Below are 14,381 nucleotides of genomic sequence, written 5' to 3'. Positions count from 1 at the left end.
CTTCCTTTTCTGGCGGCCCGCACCAATGAATTTATAGAGCCGTCATGTCCTCACCCCACATTTCCCAAGTAAGGCGCTGATTTCGCTGTCCTGACCATTATATTTCCTATATAAAACATGGTGTTGAAGGCTGCGAGGGGCGCGTTTCATGGATCACCCAGAGGGTGCGGGCTTGCAACGGGCAGATCGGGTGGATTTCGACCCTCGCGTGCGGCTGGAATTTCGCGGCACGCAGCTCAGTTCCGACGGCGGCCTTCTGGTGATGCGCGAGCTTGATGACGCGCTCGGGTTGTCCGATTTGGCGTCAGCGGCGCTGCGCGATACTCGCTCTGGCAAGAACACGGTCCATCGGCTCGACGGCCTGTTCCGGCAATCAGTCTTTGGGCGGCTGGCCGGATACGAGGATGTCAACGACGCCAACCGTCTCGCCTGCGATCCGGTCATGCGCCAAGTTGTCGGCGGCAGAGCGGTCGATGCACAAGCGGCCTCGGCATCGCAGATGGGACGGTTCGAGACCGAGACGCTGGCTCTGGCCGGGAACCGTGCCGCGCTGGCCGACCTGAACGGGCAATGGATCGACCGGTTCCATGACCGTAACGGGCTGAAGTACATCGTTCTGGACATGGACAGCTCGGTCAGCCCGACCCATGGCGACCAGGAAGGGTCCGCCTGGAATGGCCATTTCGACTGTAGCTGCTATCACCCCAACTTTCTGTTCAACCAGTTCGGGATGCTGGAACGCTGCGCCCTGCGCCATGGCAACGTCCACAGCGCCGATGGCTGGCGTGATGTTCTCGACCCCGTCATTGCGCGCTACGCGGAGCGCGACCTTGGTGGCAGGTTCTTCCGGGCCGATGCTGCCTACGCGATCCCGGCGATCTATGAGCGATTGGAAGAAGCGCGGTTCTTCTACGCCATCCGGCTGCCCGCAAACGCGGTCCTCAAGGACAAGATCGCGCATCGGCTAACGCGCCCTGTCGGGCGGCCGTCACTGACCAAGGTCAAGCGGTTCTTCGAGGAATTCGAGTATCAGGCGGCGTCCTGGGACAAGGAACGCCGGGTGATCGCCAAGATCGAATGGCATCCGGGCGAACTGTTCCCGCGTGTCGGCTTCATCGTCACCAACCTGCCGATGGAGCCGGACTGGGTGGTGCGGTTCTACAACCAGCGCGGCACCGCCGAGCAGGACATCAAAGAGGGCAAATACGCCTTTCGCTGGACGCGGCTGTCGTGCCGGAAGTTCCGCGACAATGAGGTGCGGCTGCAACTGCACGCCCTGGCGTACAACCTGGCCACCTTCTTGCACTGCATCGAGCTGCCCGAGGCCATGGCCGACTGGTCGTTGACCAGCCTGCAACTGAAGCTGATCAAGATCGGGGCACGTGTGGTCCGTCACGCCCGCACCATCACCTTCCAGCTGGCCGAGGTCGCTGTCACCGGCACGATGGTACGCGCCATCCTCGCCGCTATCCGCCGATTGCGAGCGCCACCGCTATGCGCATGATCGCGATCCACGCTCAAACTGAACGAAAGCGGCTGGACAGATCTGTCCGCTGCGCTGAAAAACGCCGCCCCTGGGCAAGGAAACAGCGGCTTCGCGGTCTGATCCGTCCAGATCCAGCAGTCTGCGCGACCGCAGGTGCCGCTTGCGGCAGAAAATCCTTGTCTAGCGCTCGGATACAGGCGATCTTCACCTCAAACGACACGCCACTTGGGGAATGCAGGTCTGGATGACCATCACTCCACCACTAACGGGAGCTGCACAATCCGCTGCTCGCGCGAAAGGCGCGGAACGGTTCGAGGGCTTCATGCAGAACCTCGGCCGGCGTCTGGCGACGGGGGACAGGTTCCTCAAGGAGCTGTCGCGCGATATCGTTCCCGATCAGATCCCAACCGACTTTGATGAAACCGACAGGGATTAGTGTTGGGTTTCGACCCTACTGCTGTCGTTCATTGGCTTGATCGCAGCGCCCCAAACCGAGTATAGAATGGCAGAAAAAAATGTGCCGCAGATTTTGGGATTTTCGCGACGAAGGTGTGTATTTAAATTTGGAATACGGATTGCTTGAAGATTCTCGTGCATGGGTTCCCATCAGGAGCGGGGAATCCGGTGATTTCCTCTATCGCCGTCACGATGATCTGGCCTACGCAAAGATAGCCTCGCGCGTGCGGATTGCAGACCTTGCGGGCGAGCGCGACCGCCTCGCTTGGCTGCACGGCAGAGGCGTAGCCTGCCCCGAAATAATCGCCTGGCGAGAGACGGAGGAAGGGGCTTGTTTGATGATGACGGCAATTCCCGGAGTGCCGGCGGCCGATCTATCGGGAGTCGACCTGCTCAAAGCGTGGCCTTCAATGGCGCAGCAGCTTGGCATCATGCACAACCTGCCGGTCGCTCAATGTCCATTCGAACGCAGTTTGTCGCGAATGTTCGCGTGCGCCGTGGATGTGGTATCCCGGAACGCCGTCAATCCCGACTTCCTGCCCGATGAGGACAAAACCAAACCACAGCAGGAGCTCTTGGCGCGTGTAGAACAAGAGTTGACGGTTCGGCTCGACCAAGAGAGCGCCGATATGGTCGTCTGTCATGGCGACCCCTGTATGCCCAATTTCATAGTGGACCCTCAAAGCCTGCGATGTTCGGGAGTGATCGACTTGGGGCGGCTCGGAACGGCAGACCGCTACGCCGATCTGGCGCTTATGGTCGCCAACGCCGGGGAGAGTTGGGCAGCGCCGCATGAAGCGGAGCGCGCTTTCGCCATCCTGCTCGACATACTGGGGATCAACGCGCCAGATCGCGAACGCCTTGCTTTCTATCTGCGCCTTGACCCGCTGACTTGGGGCTAGTGTCGCAGAAATCCTAAGTTTTGCGACAAAATCGCCGGCGCTGATTTTGTAGGGAAAAAGCTGTCGCGACAATCAGGCATGAAAATCTAACTTGCGCGACAGATTTTTGCGACACTGAACGACCGCTTCACCCTCTGTCGGCCCGGAAGCTGCCATTCCATTCTCCACCCCATCTTAGATGCCACCCATCCTATTTACCGCCGTTCGCCGCCGATCACCGCACGCAGCTAGATACTTGTTGAACCGGCCGGATTTCGGCCTCTCTTAATCGACCCCGATCCGGGGATCGCCTGTCGCGCCCCATGAAGAAACGGGGCCGACATGACCACCAATCACCAAAAGCCGGAAGCCATTGCGCGCGGCGCGCGCATGTTGCGCACCGCGCTCGGCCCAGCCATTGCCCGGCTGCTCGAAGACCCGGCCGTGGTCGAGGTGATGCTAAACCCGGACGGCCGCCTTTGGGTGGACCGTCTGTCGGAAGGGCTTTCCGACACGGGCGAACGCCTGTCCGCCGCCGATGGCGAACGCATCGTACGGCTGGTCGCGCATCATGTCGGCGCGGAGGTTCATGCCCGCAGCCCCCGCGTCTCGGCCGAGCTGCCGGATAGCGGGGAGCGGTTCGAGGGCCTGCTGCCGCCCGTGGTCGCCGCCCCGACCTTTGCAATCCGCAAGCCCGCCGTCGCCGTGTTCAGCCTCGACGACTATGTGGCGGCGGGCATTATGTCCGCCGATCAGGCTGCGACGCTACGTGCGGCCGTTTCTTCCCGCGCCAACATCCTCGTGGCGGGCGGCACCAGCACCGGCAAGACCACGCTGACCAACGCGCTGCTCGCCGAGGTGGCGAAAACGCATTGGCACATCAGAAGCCAGTCATGCGGAAGATCGTTCCGAAGCATTCCGAACATCTTTAGTTCGGACTTGTTCATTACTCCACGGCGCTCGAAGGCAGAACGCGGCCCCACCTTGCCCTTGGTCAACGCTTTGAAGACGATGAAGACCAAAGCGACCAGCGCGACAGGTATAGCCCCACATTTCCCAAGTAAGGCGCTGATTTCGCTGTCCTGACCATTATATTTCCTATATAAAACATGGTGTTGAAGGCTGCGAGGGGCGCGTTTCATGGATCACCCAGAGGGTGCGGGCTTGCAACGGGCAGATCGGGTGGATTTCGACCCTCGCGTGCGGCTGGAATTTCGCGGCACGCAGCTCAGTTCCGACGGCGGCCTTCTGGTGATGCGCGAGCTTGATGACGCGCTCGGGTTGTCCGATTTGGCGTCAGCGGCGCTGCGCGATACTCGCTCTGGCAAGAACACGGTCCATCGGCTCGACGGCCTGTTCCGGCAATCAGTCTTTGGGCGGCTGGCCGGATACGAGGATGTCAACGACGCCAACCGTCTCGCCTGCGATCCGGTCATGCGCCAAGTTGTCGGCGGCAGAGCGGTCGATGCACAAGCGGCCTCGGCATCGCAGATGGGACGGTTCGAGACCGAGACGCTGGCTCTGGCCGGGAACCGTGCCGCGCTGGCCGACCTGAACGGGCAATGGATCGACCGGTTCCATGACCGTAACGGGCTGAAGTACATCGTTCTGGACATGGACAGCTCGGTCAGCCCGACCCATGGCGACCAGGAAGGGTCCGCCTGGAATGGCCATTTCGACTGTAGCTGCTATCACCCCAACTTTCTGTTCAACCAGTTCGGGATGCTGGAACGCTGCGCCCTGCGCCATGGCAACGTCCACAGCGCCGATGGCTGGCGTGATGTTCTCGACCCCGTCATTGCGCGCTACGCGGAGCGCGACCTTGGTGGCAGGTTCTTCCGGGCCGATGCTGCCTACGCGATCCCGGCGATCTATGAGCGATTGGAAGAAGCGCGGTTCTTCTACGCCATCCGGCTGCCCGCAAACGCGGTCCTCAAGGACAAGATCGCGCATCGGCTAACGCGCCCTGTCGGGCGGCCGTCACTGACCAAGGTCAAGCGGTTCTTCGAGGAATTCGAGTATCAGGCGGCGTCCTGGGACAAGGAACGCCGGGTGATCGCCAAGATCGAATGGCATCCGGGCGAACTGTTCCCGCGTGTCGGCTTCATCGTCACCAACCTGCCGATGGAGCCGGACTGGGTGGTGCGGTTCTACAACCAGCGCGGCACCGCCGAGCAGCACATCAAAGAGGGCAAATACGCCTTTCGCTGGACGCGGCTGTCGTGCCGGAAGTTCCGCGACAATGAGGTGCGGCTGCAACTGCACGCCCTGGCGTACAACCTGGCCACCTTCTTGCACTGCATCGAGCTGCCCGAGGCCATGGCCGACTGGTCGTTGACCAGCCTGCAACTGAAGCTGATCAAGATCGGGGCACGTGTGGTCCGTCACGCCCGCACCATCACCTTCCAGCTGGCCGAGGTCGCTGTCACCGGCACGATGGTACGCGCCATCCTCGCCGCTATCCGCCGATTGCGAGCGCCACCGCTATGCGCATGATCGCGATCCACGCTCAAACTGAACGAAAGCGGCTGGACAGATCTGTCCGCTGCGCTGAAAAACGCCGCCCCTGGGCAAGGAAACAGCGGCTTCGCGGTCTGATCCGTCCAGATCCAGCAGTCTGCGCGACCGCAGGTGCCGCTTGCGGCAGAAAATCCTTGTCTAGCGCTCGGATACAGGCGATCTTCACCTCAAACGACACGCCACTTGGGGAATGCAGGATGAGACTCATGCTCGATTATTATTATTATAGAAGCCCCCATGAATAAATCGCTCATCATTTTCGGCATCGTCAACATAACCTCGGACAGTTTCTCCGATGGAGGCCGGTATCTGGCGCCAGACGCAGCCATTGCGCAGGCGCGTAAGCTGATGGCCGAGGGGGCAGATGTGATCGACCTCGGTCCGGCATCCAGCAATCCCGACGCCGCGCCTGTTTCGTCCGACACAGAAATCGCGCGTATCGCGCCGGTGCTGGACGCGCTCAAGGCAGATGGCATTCCCGTCTCGCTCGACAGTTATCAACCCGCGACGCAAGCCTATGCCTTGTCGCGTGGTGTGGCCTATCTCAATGATATTCGCGGTTTTCCAGACGCTGCGTTCTATCCGCAATTGGCGAAATCATCTGCCAAACTCGTCGTTATGCATTCGGTGCAAGACGGGCAGGCAGATCGGCGCGAGGCACCCGCTGGCGACATCATGGATCACATTGCGGCGTTCTTTGACGCGCGCATCGCGGCGCTGACGGGTGCCGGTATCAAACGCAACCGCCTTGTCCTTGATCCCGGCATGGGGTTTTTTCTGGGGGCTGCTCCCGAAACCTCGCTCTCGGTGCTGGCGCGGTTCGATGAATTGCGGCTGCGCTTCGATTTGCCGGTGCTTCTGTCTGTTTCGCGCAAATCCTTTCTGCGCGCGCTCACAGGCCGTGGTCCGGGGGATGTCGGGGCCGCGACACTCGCTGCAGAGCTTGCCGCCGCCGCAGGTGGAGCTGACTTCATCCGCACACACGAGCCGCGCCCCTTGCGCGACGGGCTGGCGGTATTGGCGGCGCTGAAAGAAACCGCAAGAATTCGTTAACTGCACATTCGGGATATTTCTCTATATTCGCGGTTCAGCAGGCATGTCCCCTTTGAGGGCGACCCGACGACAGGATAATCGACCTTATGGTGCGCAAATATTTCGGCACAGACGGTATTCGTGGCAAAGCCAACGAAGGCGCGATGACGGCGGAAACCGCCTTGCGCGTCGGCATGGCGGCTGGCCGTGTCTTTCGTCGCGGTGACCACCGCCATCGTGTCGTGATCGGCAAGGATACGCGCCTGTCGGGCTATATGCTTGAACCCGCGCTCACAGCCGGTTTCACCTCGATGGGCATGGACGTATTCCTTTTTGGCCCGCTGCCGACAACGTATAGGAAGAATAAACGCCCTTTTCACCCAAGTCCAACAGCTTTGGACCGCAGTTGACTCTTTCGACACCCCTGCGATGCAACCCAATCCGGCTGACGGGGAGCCAGCAACGCTGAAAATTTACCCTCCTCTTTCCCACTAGCGGCTCCTTTTCCGACAACCAGCACGGCGGATCCCTGCCGCGGCGCTGTGAACGCAGCATTTTGATTGGTATCGTTGGCCTTCAGGCTCGTCAGTCAAACAGACCCAGGAGCAGCTCAGCCGGTGGCGCCCGGCTTTCGGGTAACGCCCTGGTCCCGCTGGTTTCGGCTTTGTGCTTCAGGTGATCAAGGATCTGCTCTCACACCCATAAGTATAAACTCAACGATATTCGCGAACACCGGCAGACATCACAGCTCATCCTTCACGCGTAACAGTGTAAAATCACGGGCCGACTTGCACCACAGCCCAGTTTTCACCTAACTTCACCGACGATCATATCTCTCTTGCCGATCCGGTCGCGTCATGAGTAATCTTGCTTATAAGGTTGATATCATCGTCATTGGCGGCGGTCAGGCGGGGCTTTCATCTGCTTATTACCTGCGTCAGTTCGGGCTGAAAGGCGGCAGGGAGTATCTTGTGCTGGACAAATCTCCGCATCCGGGCGGGGCTTGGCAGTTTCGGTGGCCTTCACTGACCATGAGAACGGTCAACCGGCTGCACGACTTACCCGGTATGGGCTTTGAAGAAGTGCTCGAGCGCGATCAGACCGAAGTACGGGCAGCAGAAGCTGTGCCGGAATATTTCGCGGCTTATGAAAAACGTTTCAAGTTGCCAGTTTACCGGCCCGTCAACACGCGTCTCGTCTGCCCGCGCGGAGAGCGACTGCGTATCGAGACCGATCATGAGACCTTCTCGGCGCGGGGTATAATCAATGCGACCGGGACATGGGATGCCCCGCAGATCCCCTATTATCCTGGACGGGAAATCTTCGGGGGACGCCAGCTTCATACGCATGATTACCAATCCCCTGACGAATTCACCGGATTGCGTGTTGCGATCGTTGGCGCCGGGATTTCGGCGCTGCAAATGCTGGATGAAATCTCACTGGTGGCCGAAACGATCTGGTTGACGCGCCGCCCGCCGGTCTTTCATGAGGGGCGCTTCACTGCCGAAGATGGACGCGCCGCCGTAACGCGCGTCGAGGACAGGGTGCGGCGCGGGCTGGTTCCGGGCTCTGTCGTATCGGTAACCGGTATTCCGATGACGGACACGCTTCGGGACATGCAGGCGCGAGGCGTGCTAGATCGCCAGCCGATCTTCTCCGAGATCATCGAGACGGGGTTCCGCTGGCCAGACGGGCGCGAGGAGGCTGTGGATGTGATTATCTGGGCGACCGGGTTTCGCAGCGCTCTGGATCACCTTACGCCCCTGCAGCTGCGAGAAGCGAATGGAGGGATTGTCATGACCGGACGTCTGGCGACTCAGGTTCGGCGTGACCCGCGTGTGCATCTTGTCGGTTACGGACCGTCCGCATCGACGATTGGAGCCAACCGGGCGGGGCGCTCGGCGGTGCAGGAGCTGACGGCATATCTGGGGATCGGCCCGAGGGGTTAGAGTTTCCCAGCGACAGTCCTCGGCATCAGAGACAAGCCGACGACAATCTCATTGCACAACGGAATACCCCGCAACGCACTGCGCTGCGGGGTGTCGTTTCAGAAGCGTTTGCTCAGTGAGATCTTCAGGTTGCGGCCGTCTGCGGGCCCGGTCTGATAGGTTGCCGGGGTGTAGTCACGATTTGTCAGGTTATCTACGCCCAGATTGACCTCGACCCCCTGCAAGGCTCCGGCAGAGGGCGTCCAGATCGCGTAGATATCATGCACACCAAAACCGCTGCGATGCGATCCGTCGGGCTTGCCGCGGCCCTTCGCCAGAAGGCTGCGGGCGCCGATCTTCCAATCGGCGGCGACCTGCCAGTTCGCCGACAGCACGACACGGTCATTCGGCAGCGTGTCCAGAACCGTTCCGTCCTGATCCTCGCCATCGACCACGGACACCGCCGCGCCGAACTGCCAGTCGCCGCGCACATAGCTGGCCTCAAGCTCGCCGCCACGCAGATAGGCACGCTCGACATTCGTGTAGGCGGGGGACGGCGCGGGCAGATTGGTGCGGATGATCATGTCGTCGATATGGTTGCGGAACAGGGTCAGCTTCATCGCCGCCTCATCGCCCGATGCAAAGACATCATTGGCGCGATAGCTGATGCCGATCTCGATATTCTTGCCCTTCTCATCATCCAGATCCGGTGAGGCCGCACCGCCGCCGAAACCGTCATAAAGCTCATCCACGGTCGGCATCCGGTTTACGAAAGCAAGCGATCCGAACACCGCCCAGTCATCGGTCAGCCGGTACATTACCCCGACCTGCGGTTCGATAGACTTGGCATCGACCTTTTCACCTGTGATCGAGACGCTGTCCTTCGGCTCGGTCCGCTGACGCTCATAGCGCAGCCCGGAATTCACCGTGAACCGCCCGAAAGCCAGTTCGGACCACGCGAACAGGGCAGCGGATCGGGTCTCGCCCTCGGGATGCGACGAGGACAGGCTGGAGCTTGTCCGATCCTGCTTGAAGACTTCCGCACCTGCGGTCAGGAAATGATCGTAACCGGAGGTCGAAAGATCGGCGGTGTTCTGCGCTTTCAGACGCCACAGGGCGTATTCGCGCCTTCCCAGAAGCGACGGCATGATCTGTTCGGCAGGCTCGTCGCCCTGCCGGATATCCTTGGTGGTGCTGGTATAGGACAGCGTTACCGTCGAATCGATGTAACGGTTATCCGCCGGGTTATAGCCCCATTCCAGACGTGCCACCCGGTCGCGTGTGGTGATATCGCCAACGCCCCATCCCGGGAAGCCCGGATAGAATGCGCCGATCTGGGCACCCTCAATCTGGTTGAAATCCTGATTTTCTCCATCTGCTTCAAGATGCTGATAGGAGAACTCGACATAATGATCGCCGAATGTCTTCTTCGCCTTCAGTAGCAGATTCGGCGTGTCGGAATTCGATCTGACGATGGTATTGCCGTCGGAATCCTCGGTTTCGCCAAGATTGCGGTAGGCAAACGCCGCAAGCGCCTCGAAATCTGCGGTCGGACGCCAGCCCCATGCAACGCTGGCCAGCCGCGAATCCGGGTTGGACCCGTAGCTGAGCTTGACGCGCCCGCCGCTGGTTTCCCCTTCGGCGATCAGATCGCTGGCATCGATTGTCTCCATCGAGATGACGCCGCCAAGCGCACCCGATCCATAAAGCGTGGATGAGCCGGGTCCGCGCAGCACCTCGACCCGCTTCAGGAAGTCAGGCTCGACGAATAACGCGCCCTGCCGGTAGCTTTCGTAATATTTTTCCTCGCCGTCTATAAGCTGCACGATGCCGGATTCATGCGCGGCACTTCCAGAACTGCCGAAGCCGCGGATATTGAACCCCTGCCCGAAAAAGCTGGACGATCCGACGCCTGCAACGCCGGGAACGGTTTCCAGCACGTCGCCGATAGATGTGGGATTGATCTCGTCCAGTTCTTCGGGATCGACCACGCTGATGGATTGCGGCACGGATGAGGCGACCTTGTCGACCCCTGCCGACAGCACGATCTCATCAAGCATGAATGGTCTGCCCGTATCCTGAGCGATTGCTTGCCCGCACAACAGTGCCGTTGTACCCAGCAAGACGGAAACGGCGGAAATTTTTCTTTTCATCAGCTAACCTTTGCGCAGCTTTTTTGTGTTTCTGCTGGCATGAGGAAGTGCTGGCACCTTGCGCCTGTTATGTTTACCGACTAAAAAAGTCAAGAATAACAACCCGGCGCATTGCAAGCGCCGTGTCACCCCATCGGAGGCCCTGATGAACGACCTGACGCCCGCCCGGCTGCGAGAGTTGAAACGCGATGCGACTGTCCGCCCCTATGATCTGGCCGTACAACTTGGCCTGCCCGAGGCCGCTCTGGTCGAGGCGGATCTGGGCTATGGCGTGACCCGGATCGAGGCCGCGCCCGGCAGGCTGATCCCCGAAGTGACGAAGCTGGGCGAGGTCATGGCGCTGACCCGCAACCGCTCTTGCGTGATCGAGAAGATCGGCACCTATAACGACTTCCACGATGGCGAACATGCCGCGATGACGCTGGATGATGAGATCGACCTGCGTATGTTCCCCCGCCACTGCGTTCATGCCTATGCGGTCGAGACCGAGGGTGAAAATGCGACGCGCCGTTCCGTGCAGATCTTCGATGCGGCGGGCGATGCGGTCCATAAGATCCATCTGCGCGAAGGCTCGGATCTGTCGGCATGGCAGAACCTGCGCGACGCACTCGCCCTGCCCGATCAGGAAAACCCATCGGAGTTCACCGCCCGCGCCGAAATTCAAGGTGCCCGGATCAATGAGGACCGTATCCAGATGCTGCGCGACGAATGGGTCAAAATGACCGATACACATCAGTTCAACACCCTGGTGCACCGCCTGAAAATGAACCGGCTCGGCGCGTATCGCGTCGCCGGTGCGCCTCTGGCCAGACAGCTTGCTGCGGATACGGTTCCGTCGCTGTTGGAAAGGATCATGACCGAAGGTCATAAGATCATGCTCTTCGTCGGGAATGCGGGCTGTATCGAAATCCATTCCGGCGGCATTCACAGCCTCAAACCGATGGGACCCTGGCTGAATGTTCTGGATGAGCGCTTCAACCTGCATTTGCGGGCGGACCATATCGCCGAGATCTGGCTGGTCGACAAGCCGACCAAGCGCGGCCCGGCCATCTCGGTCGAGGCCTTCGACGCGGAAGGCAGTCTGATCTTCCAATGTTTCGGAATGCGCCCCGAGAAGGGCGGCGATGCCGATGCGTGGGCAGATCTGGTCGCCTCGCTGCCATCGGGGGAAGCAGCATGATTTTTTCTAAAAATTTCAGCACTATTCCCCGCGCAATTGCAGCCTCCCTTCTCGCCACCGTTCTGCTGAATACGCCATCTCATGCGGACCCCCACCCCGAGGCGCGGCGCATCCTCTCTGTCGGCGGGTCGATCACCGAGATCGTCTATGCGCTTGGGCAGCAGGACCGGCTGATCGCGCGGGACACGACCTCCAGCTTCCCCGAGGAAGCTCTGGCGCTGCCCGATGTCGGCTATATGCGCCAGCTCTCGGCCGAGGGTGTGCTGTCGGTGGACCCCGATCTGATCCTCTCGGAAGAAGGTGCGGGGCCGCCCGAAACCATCAGCCTGCTGCAAGAGGCAGGCGTGCCGTTCGAAATCATGCCGAGCGGGATGGGGCCGCATGGTCTGGTGAACAAGGTCCGGGCCATTGCGGAAACGCTTGGGGTCCCCGAAGCGGCGGAACAAACCGTCAATACGCTTGAGGCCGATCTGGCAAATCTTCAGGCGGCGGTCGCCTCGGATAGCGGCGAGAAGAAGAAAGTCCTGTTCGTCCTGTTCGTCACTGACGGGCGGATCAACGCATCCGGCACCGGCACGGCAGCCGACGAGATCATCCACATGGCCGGTGCCGAAAATGCGGTGCAGGATTTCGAGGGGTACAAGCAACTGACCGATGAGGCGATCACCGCCGCCGCGCCGGATATCATTCTGACCATGACCCGTGGTGGCCCGGCAGAGGAACTTGATCCGAAGGCCGAGGAATTGCTGGCAATGCCGTCGATTTCAACCACTCCGGCGGGGCGGGATGGCAATATCATCACTATGAACGGGTTATATCTGCTTGGTTTCGGTCCGCGCACCGGCAAGGCGGGGCTGGAACTGCATGACGCGATCTATGGCAACTCCTGATGGTTGCGATGGATGCGTCAGACAGCAGGCTCAGCGGAGACCGCCGCCATCTGGGGCGTCTGGTCTTTCTGTGCCTGATCGCCCTGCTGGCGGTACTGGCGGTGCTGTCGCTCGGTCACGGCGCGTCGGGCGTATCCGGGCTTGCCGTGATCGGCGATCTGCTGACGGGGCGTGATGTCGCGCAGACGGATCGGGTTATCCTGCTGAATATCCGCCTGCCGCGACTGCTGACCGGAATTCTTGTCGGAGCCGCTCTGGCTGTCTCTGGTGCAATCATGCAGGGGCTGTTCCGCAACCCTCTGGCCGATCCCGGATTGCTGGGTGTCAGCGCCGGAGCCTCGCTTGGCGCGATTGCCGCGATTGTGCTTGGCGGGGCTCTGCCTGCGGCGATTGCGGGCCTTGTCGGCTGGCATCTGGTGCCGCTGGCCGCATTCGCCGGAAGCTGGATCGCGATGCTGACGCTTTACGCAATCGCCACGCGGCAGGGCCGCACCTCGGTCGCGACGATGTTGCTGGCAGGGATCGCGCTTGCGGCAATGATCGCGGCCCTTTCCGGGCTGATCATCTATCGCGCCGACGACCAGCAATTGCGGGATCTGACCTTCTGGAGCCTCGGATCTCTGGCCGGGTCGAGCTGGACGAAACTGATCGCCGCCGGGCCGGTGATCCTGATCGCGCTGACGCTTGCTCCGGCCATGTCGCGCGGGCTGAACGGGCTTGCCCTCGGAGAAGCCGCCGCAGCCCATGTCGGTATCCGGGTGCAACGGGTGAAACGCGCCTCGGTCCTGATCACGGCAGCGGCGACAGGGGCCGCAGTGGCGATTTCGGGTGCGATCGGCTTTGTCGGCATCGTGGTTCCGCATCTGCTGCGGCTGATCACCGGACCGGATCACCGCTGGCTGCTGATCAATTCCGGTCTGCTCGGCGCGGCGGTACTGATCGCGGCCGACATGATCGCACGCAGCATCGTCGTCCCGGCAGAGCTTCCCATCGGCATTATCACCGCCATGATGGGCGGACCGTTCTTCATGTGGGTGCTGCTGTCCAACCGGAAAGTGCTAGACGGATGACGATTGCGGCGCATGGCATTTCGCTGCGCCTTGGCCGTGCCGAGGTGCTGCATGATATCGGCCTGACCGCCCCGGCAGGCAGGCTGACCTCAATTATCGGGCCGAACGGATCGGGCAAGACGTCCCTGCTGCGCGTCCTGACCGGAGAGATCGGCCCGACCGGCGGTCATGTCACGCTGAACGGCAAGGATATCACCGCGTTCGATCCGCACAACCTGGCCATGCACCGCGCCGTCCTGCCGCAGCAGACCGCGCTGAGCTTTCCCTTCACCGCGACCGAGATCATCCGGATCGGGCTGACCTCTCATCCCGGCCCCGAGCCTGAACGGAACGCGCTGATCCGCGCGGCACTTGCGGCAGTCGGTCTGCCGGGCCATGCCGGGCGGCTTTATCAGGAAATGTCGGGCGGAGAACAGCAGAGGGTTCAGCTTGCCCGTGCGCTTGCACAGGTCTGGCAGCCCGTCTCTGCCGAGGGTCCTCGCTGGCTGCTTCTGGATGAACCGGTCAGCAGCCTCGACATCGCGCATCAGCTGACCGTCATGCGGCTGGCCGCCGATTACGCAAGGCGCGGCGGCGGGGTGCTTGCCGTCATGCACGATCTCAACCTGACCGCGATGTTCAGCGACCATGTGCTGCTGATGCAATCGGGCCGGGTGTTGGGCGAAGGCACGCCCGAACAGGTCATGACGGACGCATTGTTGTCCCGCGCCTATGGCTGCCGCTTATCGGTCAGCACGACCCCGAAAGACGGGATCTGGCTGCTGCCTCAGCTCGCCTCGGCGTGA

The 14,381-nt window shown here is 61.1% G+C and carries 11 protein-coding genes and 2 pseudogenes; 12 read left to right on the top strand and 1 reads right to left on the bottom strand.

All coding sequences use genetic code 11. The features are described from left to right. Positions 1–148: 148 nt before the first annotated feature. The 8 genes and pseudogenes from PAE61_RS06760 to PAE61_RS06725 all read left to right on the top strand — a co-directional run bounded on the left by PAE61_RS06760 (position 149) and on the right by PAE61_RS06725 (position 8,324). Positions 149–1,504, top strand: coding sequence for an IS1380-like element IS1247 family transposase (locus PAE61_RS06760; protein ID WP_271114567.1), 1,356 nt, complete (start codon positions 149–151; stop codon positions 1,502–1,504). Between the two features lie 226 nt (positions 1,505–1,730). Then, complete coding sequence (locus PAE61_RS06755) at positions 1,731–1,922, top strand: hypothetical protein (protein WP_271114566.1); 192 nt, start codon at positions 1,731–1,733, stop codon at positions 1,920–1,922. A 79-nt stretch (positions 1,923–2,001) separates the two neighbouring features. Beyond that, positions 2,002–2,844 carry an APH(3'') family aminoglycoside O-phosphotransferase gene (locus tag PAE61_RS06750; RefSeq protein WP_271114565.1) on the top strand — a complete coding sequence of 281 codons (843 nt, stop codon included), beginning with the start codon at positions 2,002–2,004 and terminating at the stop codon, positions 2,842–2,844. 369 nt (positions 2,845–3,213) lie between these two features. Continuing rightward, a pseudogene (locus PAE61_RS06745) lies at positions 3,214–3,693 on the top strand (ATPase, T2SS/T4P/T4SS family); the annotation flags it as partial. A gap of 270 nt (positions 3,694–3,963) precedes the next feature. Beyond that, positions 3,964–5,319, top strand: coding sequence for an IS1380-like element IS1247 family transposase (locus PAE61_RS06740; protein WP_078527637.1), 1,356 nt, complete (start codon positions 3,964–3,966; stop codon positions 5,317–5,319). 261 nt (positions 5,320–5,580) lie between these two features. Then, the gene (gene sul2 / locus PAE61_RS06735; protein WP_001043260.1) at positions 5,581–6,396 is read left to right on the top strand and encodes a sulfonamide-resistant dihydropteroate synthase Sul2; all 816 of its coding nucleotides are present in this window, start codon (positions 5,581–5,583) and stop codon (positions 6,394–6,396) included. An 86-nt stretch (positions 6,397–6,482) separates the two neighbouring features. Then, positions 6,483–6,725: pseudogene (gene glmM, locus PAE61_RS06730) on the top strand (phosphoglucosamine mutase); the annotation flags it as partial. Between the two features lie 507 nt (positions 6,726–7,232). Next, complete coding sequence (locus tag PAE61_RS06725; protein ID WP_271114564.1) at positions 7,233–8,324, top strand: NAD(P)-binding domain-containing protein; 1,092 nt, start codon at positions 7,233–7,235, stop codon at positions 8,322–8,324. Positions 8,325–8,422: 98 nt separating this feature from the next. Here the strand turns inward: PAE61_RS06725 and PAE61_RS06720 are convergent, their stop codons facing one another. After that, positions 8,423–10,363, bottom strand: coding sequence for a TonB-dependent receptor domain-containing protein (locus tag PAE61_RS06720; RefSeq protein WP_271114563.1), 1,941 nt, complete (start codon positions 10,361–10,363; stop codon positions 8,423–8,425). Between the two features lie 238 nt (positions 10,364–10,601). Here PAE61_RS06720 and PAE61_RS06715 point away from each other — a divergent pair, with 238 nt between their 5' ends. Genes PAE61_RS06715 through PAE61_RS06700 form a run of 4 tightly spaced genes read left to right on the top strand, consistent with a single transcriptional unit; the run spans position 10,602 to position 14,381 of the window. After that, positions 10,602–11,636, top strand: a complete 1,035-nt coding sequence (locus PAE61_RS06715; protein WP_271114562.1) for a hemin-degrading factor — start codon at positions 10,602–10,604, stop codon at positions 11,634–11,636. Continuing rightward, a complete protein-coding gene (locus tag PAE61_RS06710) occupies positions 11,633–12,526 on the top strand; it encodes a heme/hemin ABC transporter substrate-binding protein (protein ID WP_271114561.1) in 894 nt (297 codons plus the stop codon). Before PAE61_RS06715 ends, PAE61_RS06710 begins: the two co-directional genes overlap by 4 nt. Then, on the top strand, positions 12,526–13,596 hold the full coding sequence (locus tag PAE61_RS06705) for a FecCD family ABC transporter permease (protein WP_271114560.1): 1,071 nt from the start codon (positions 12,526–12,528) through the stop codon (positions 13,594–13,596). Before PAE61_RS06710 ends, PAE61_RS06705 begins: the two co-directional genes overlap by 1 nt. Beyond that, positions 13,593–14,381 carry a heme ABC transporter ATP-binding protein gene (locus tag PAE61_RS06700; RefSeq protein WP_271114559.1) on the top strand — a complete coding sequence of 263 codons (789 nt, stop codon included), beginning with the start codon at positions 13,593–13,595 and terminating at the stop codon, positions 14,379–14,381. The genes PAE61_RS06705 and PAE61_RS06700 overlap by 4 nt, the downstream gene beginning before the upstream one ends.

This window comes from Paracoccus aerodenitrificans (assembly GCF_027913215.1).
Classification (GTDB): domain Bacteria; phylum Pseudomonadota; class Alphaproteobacteria; order Rhodobacterales; family Rhodobacteraceae; genus Paracoccus; species Paracoccus aerodenitrificans.
Note: the sequence above shows the minus strand (reverse complement) of the source record. Positions and strands in the feature narration are given on the sequence as shown.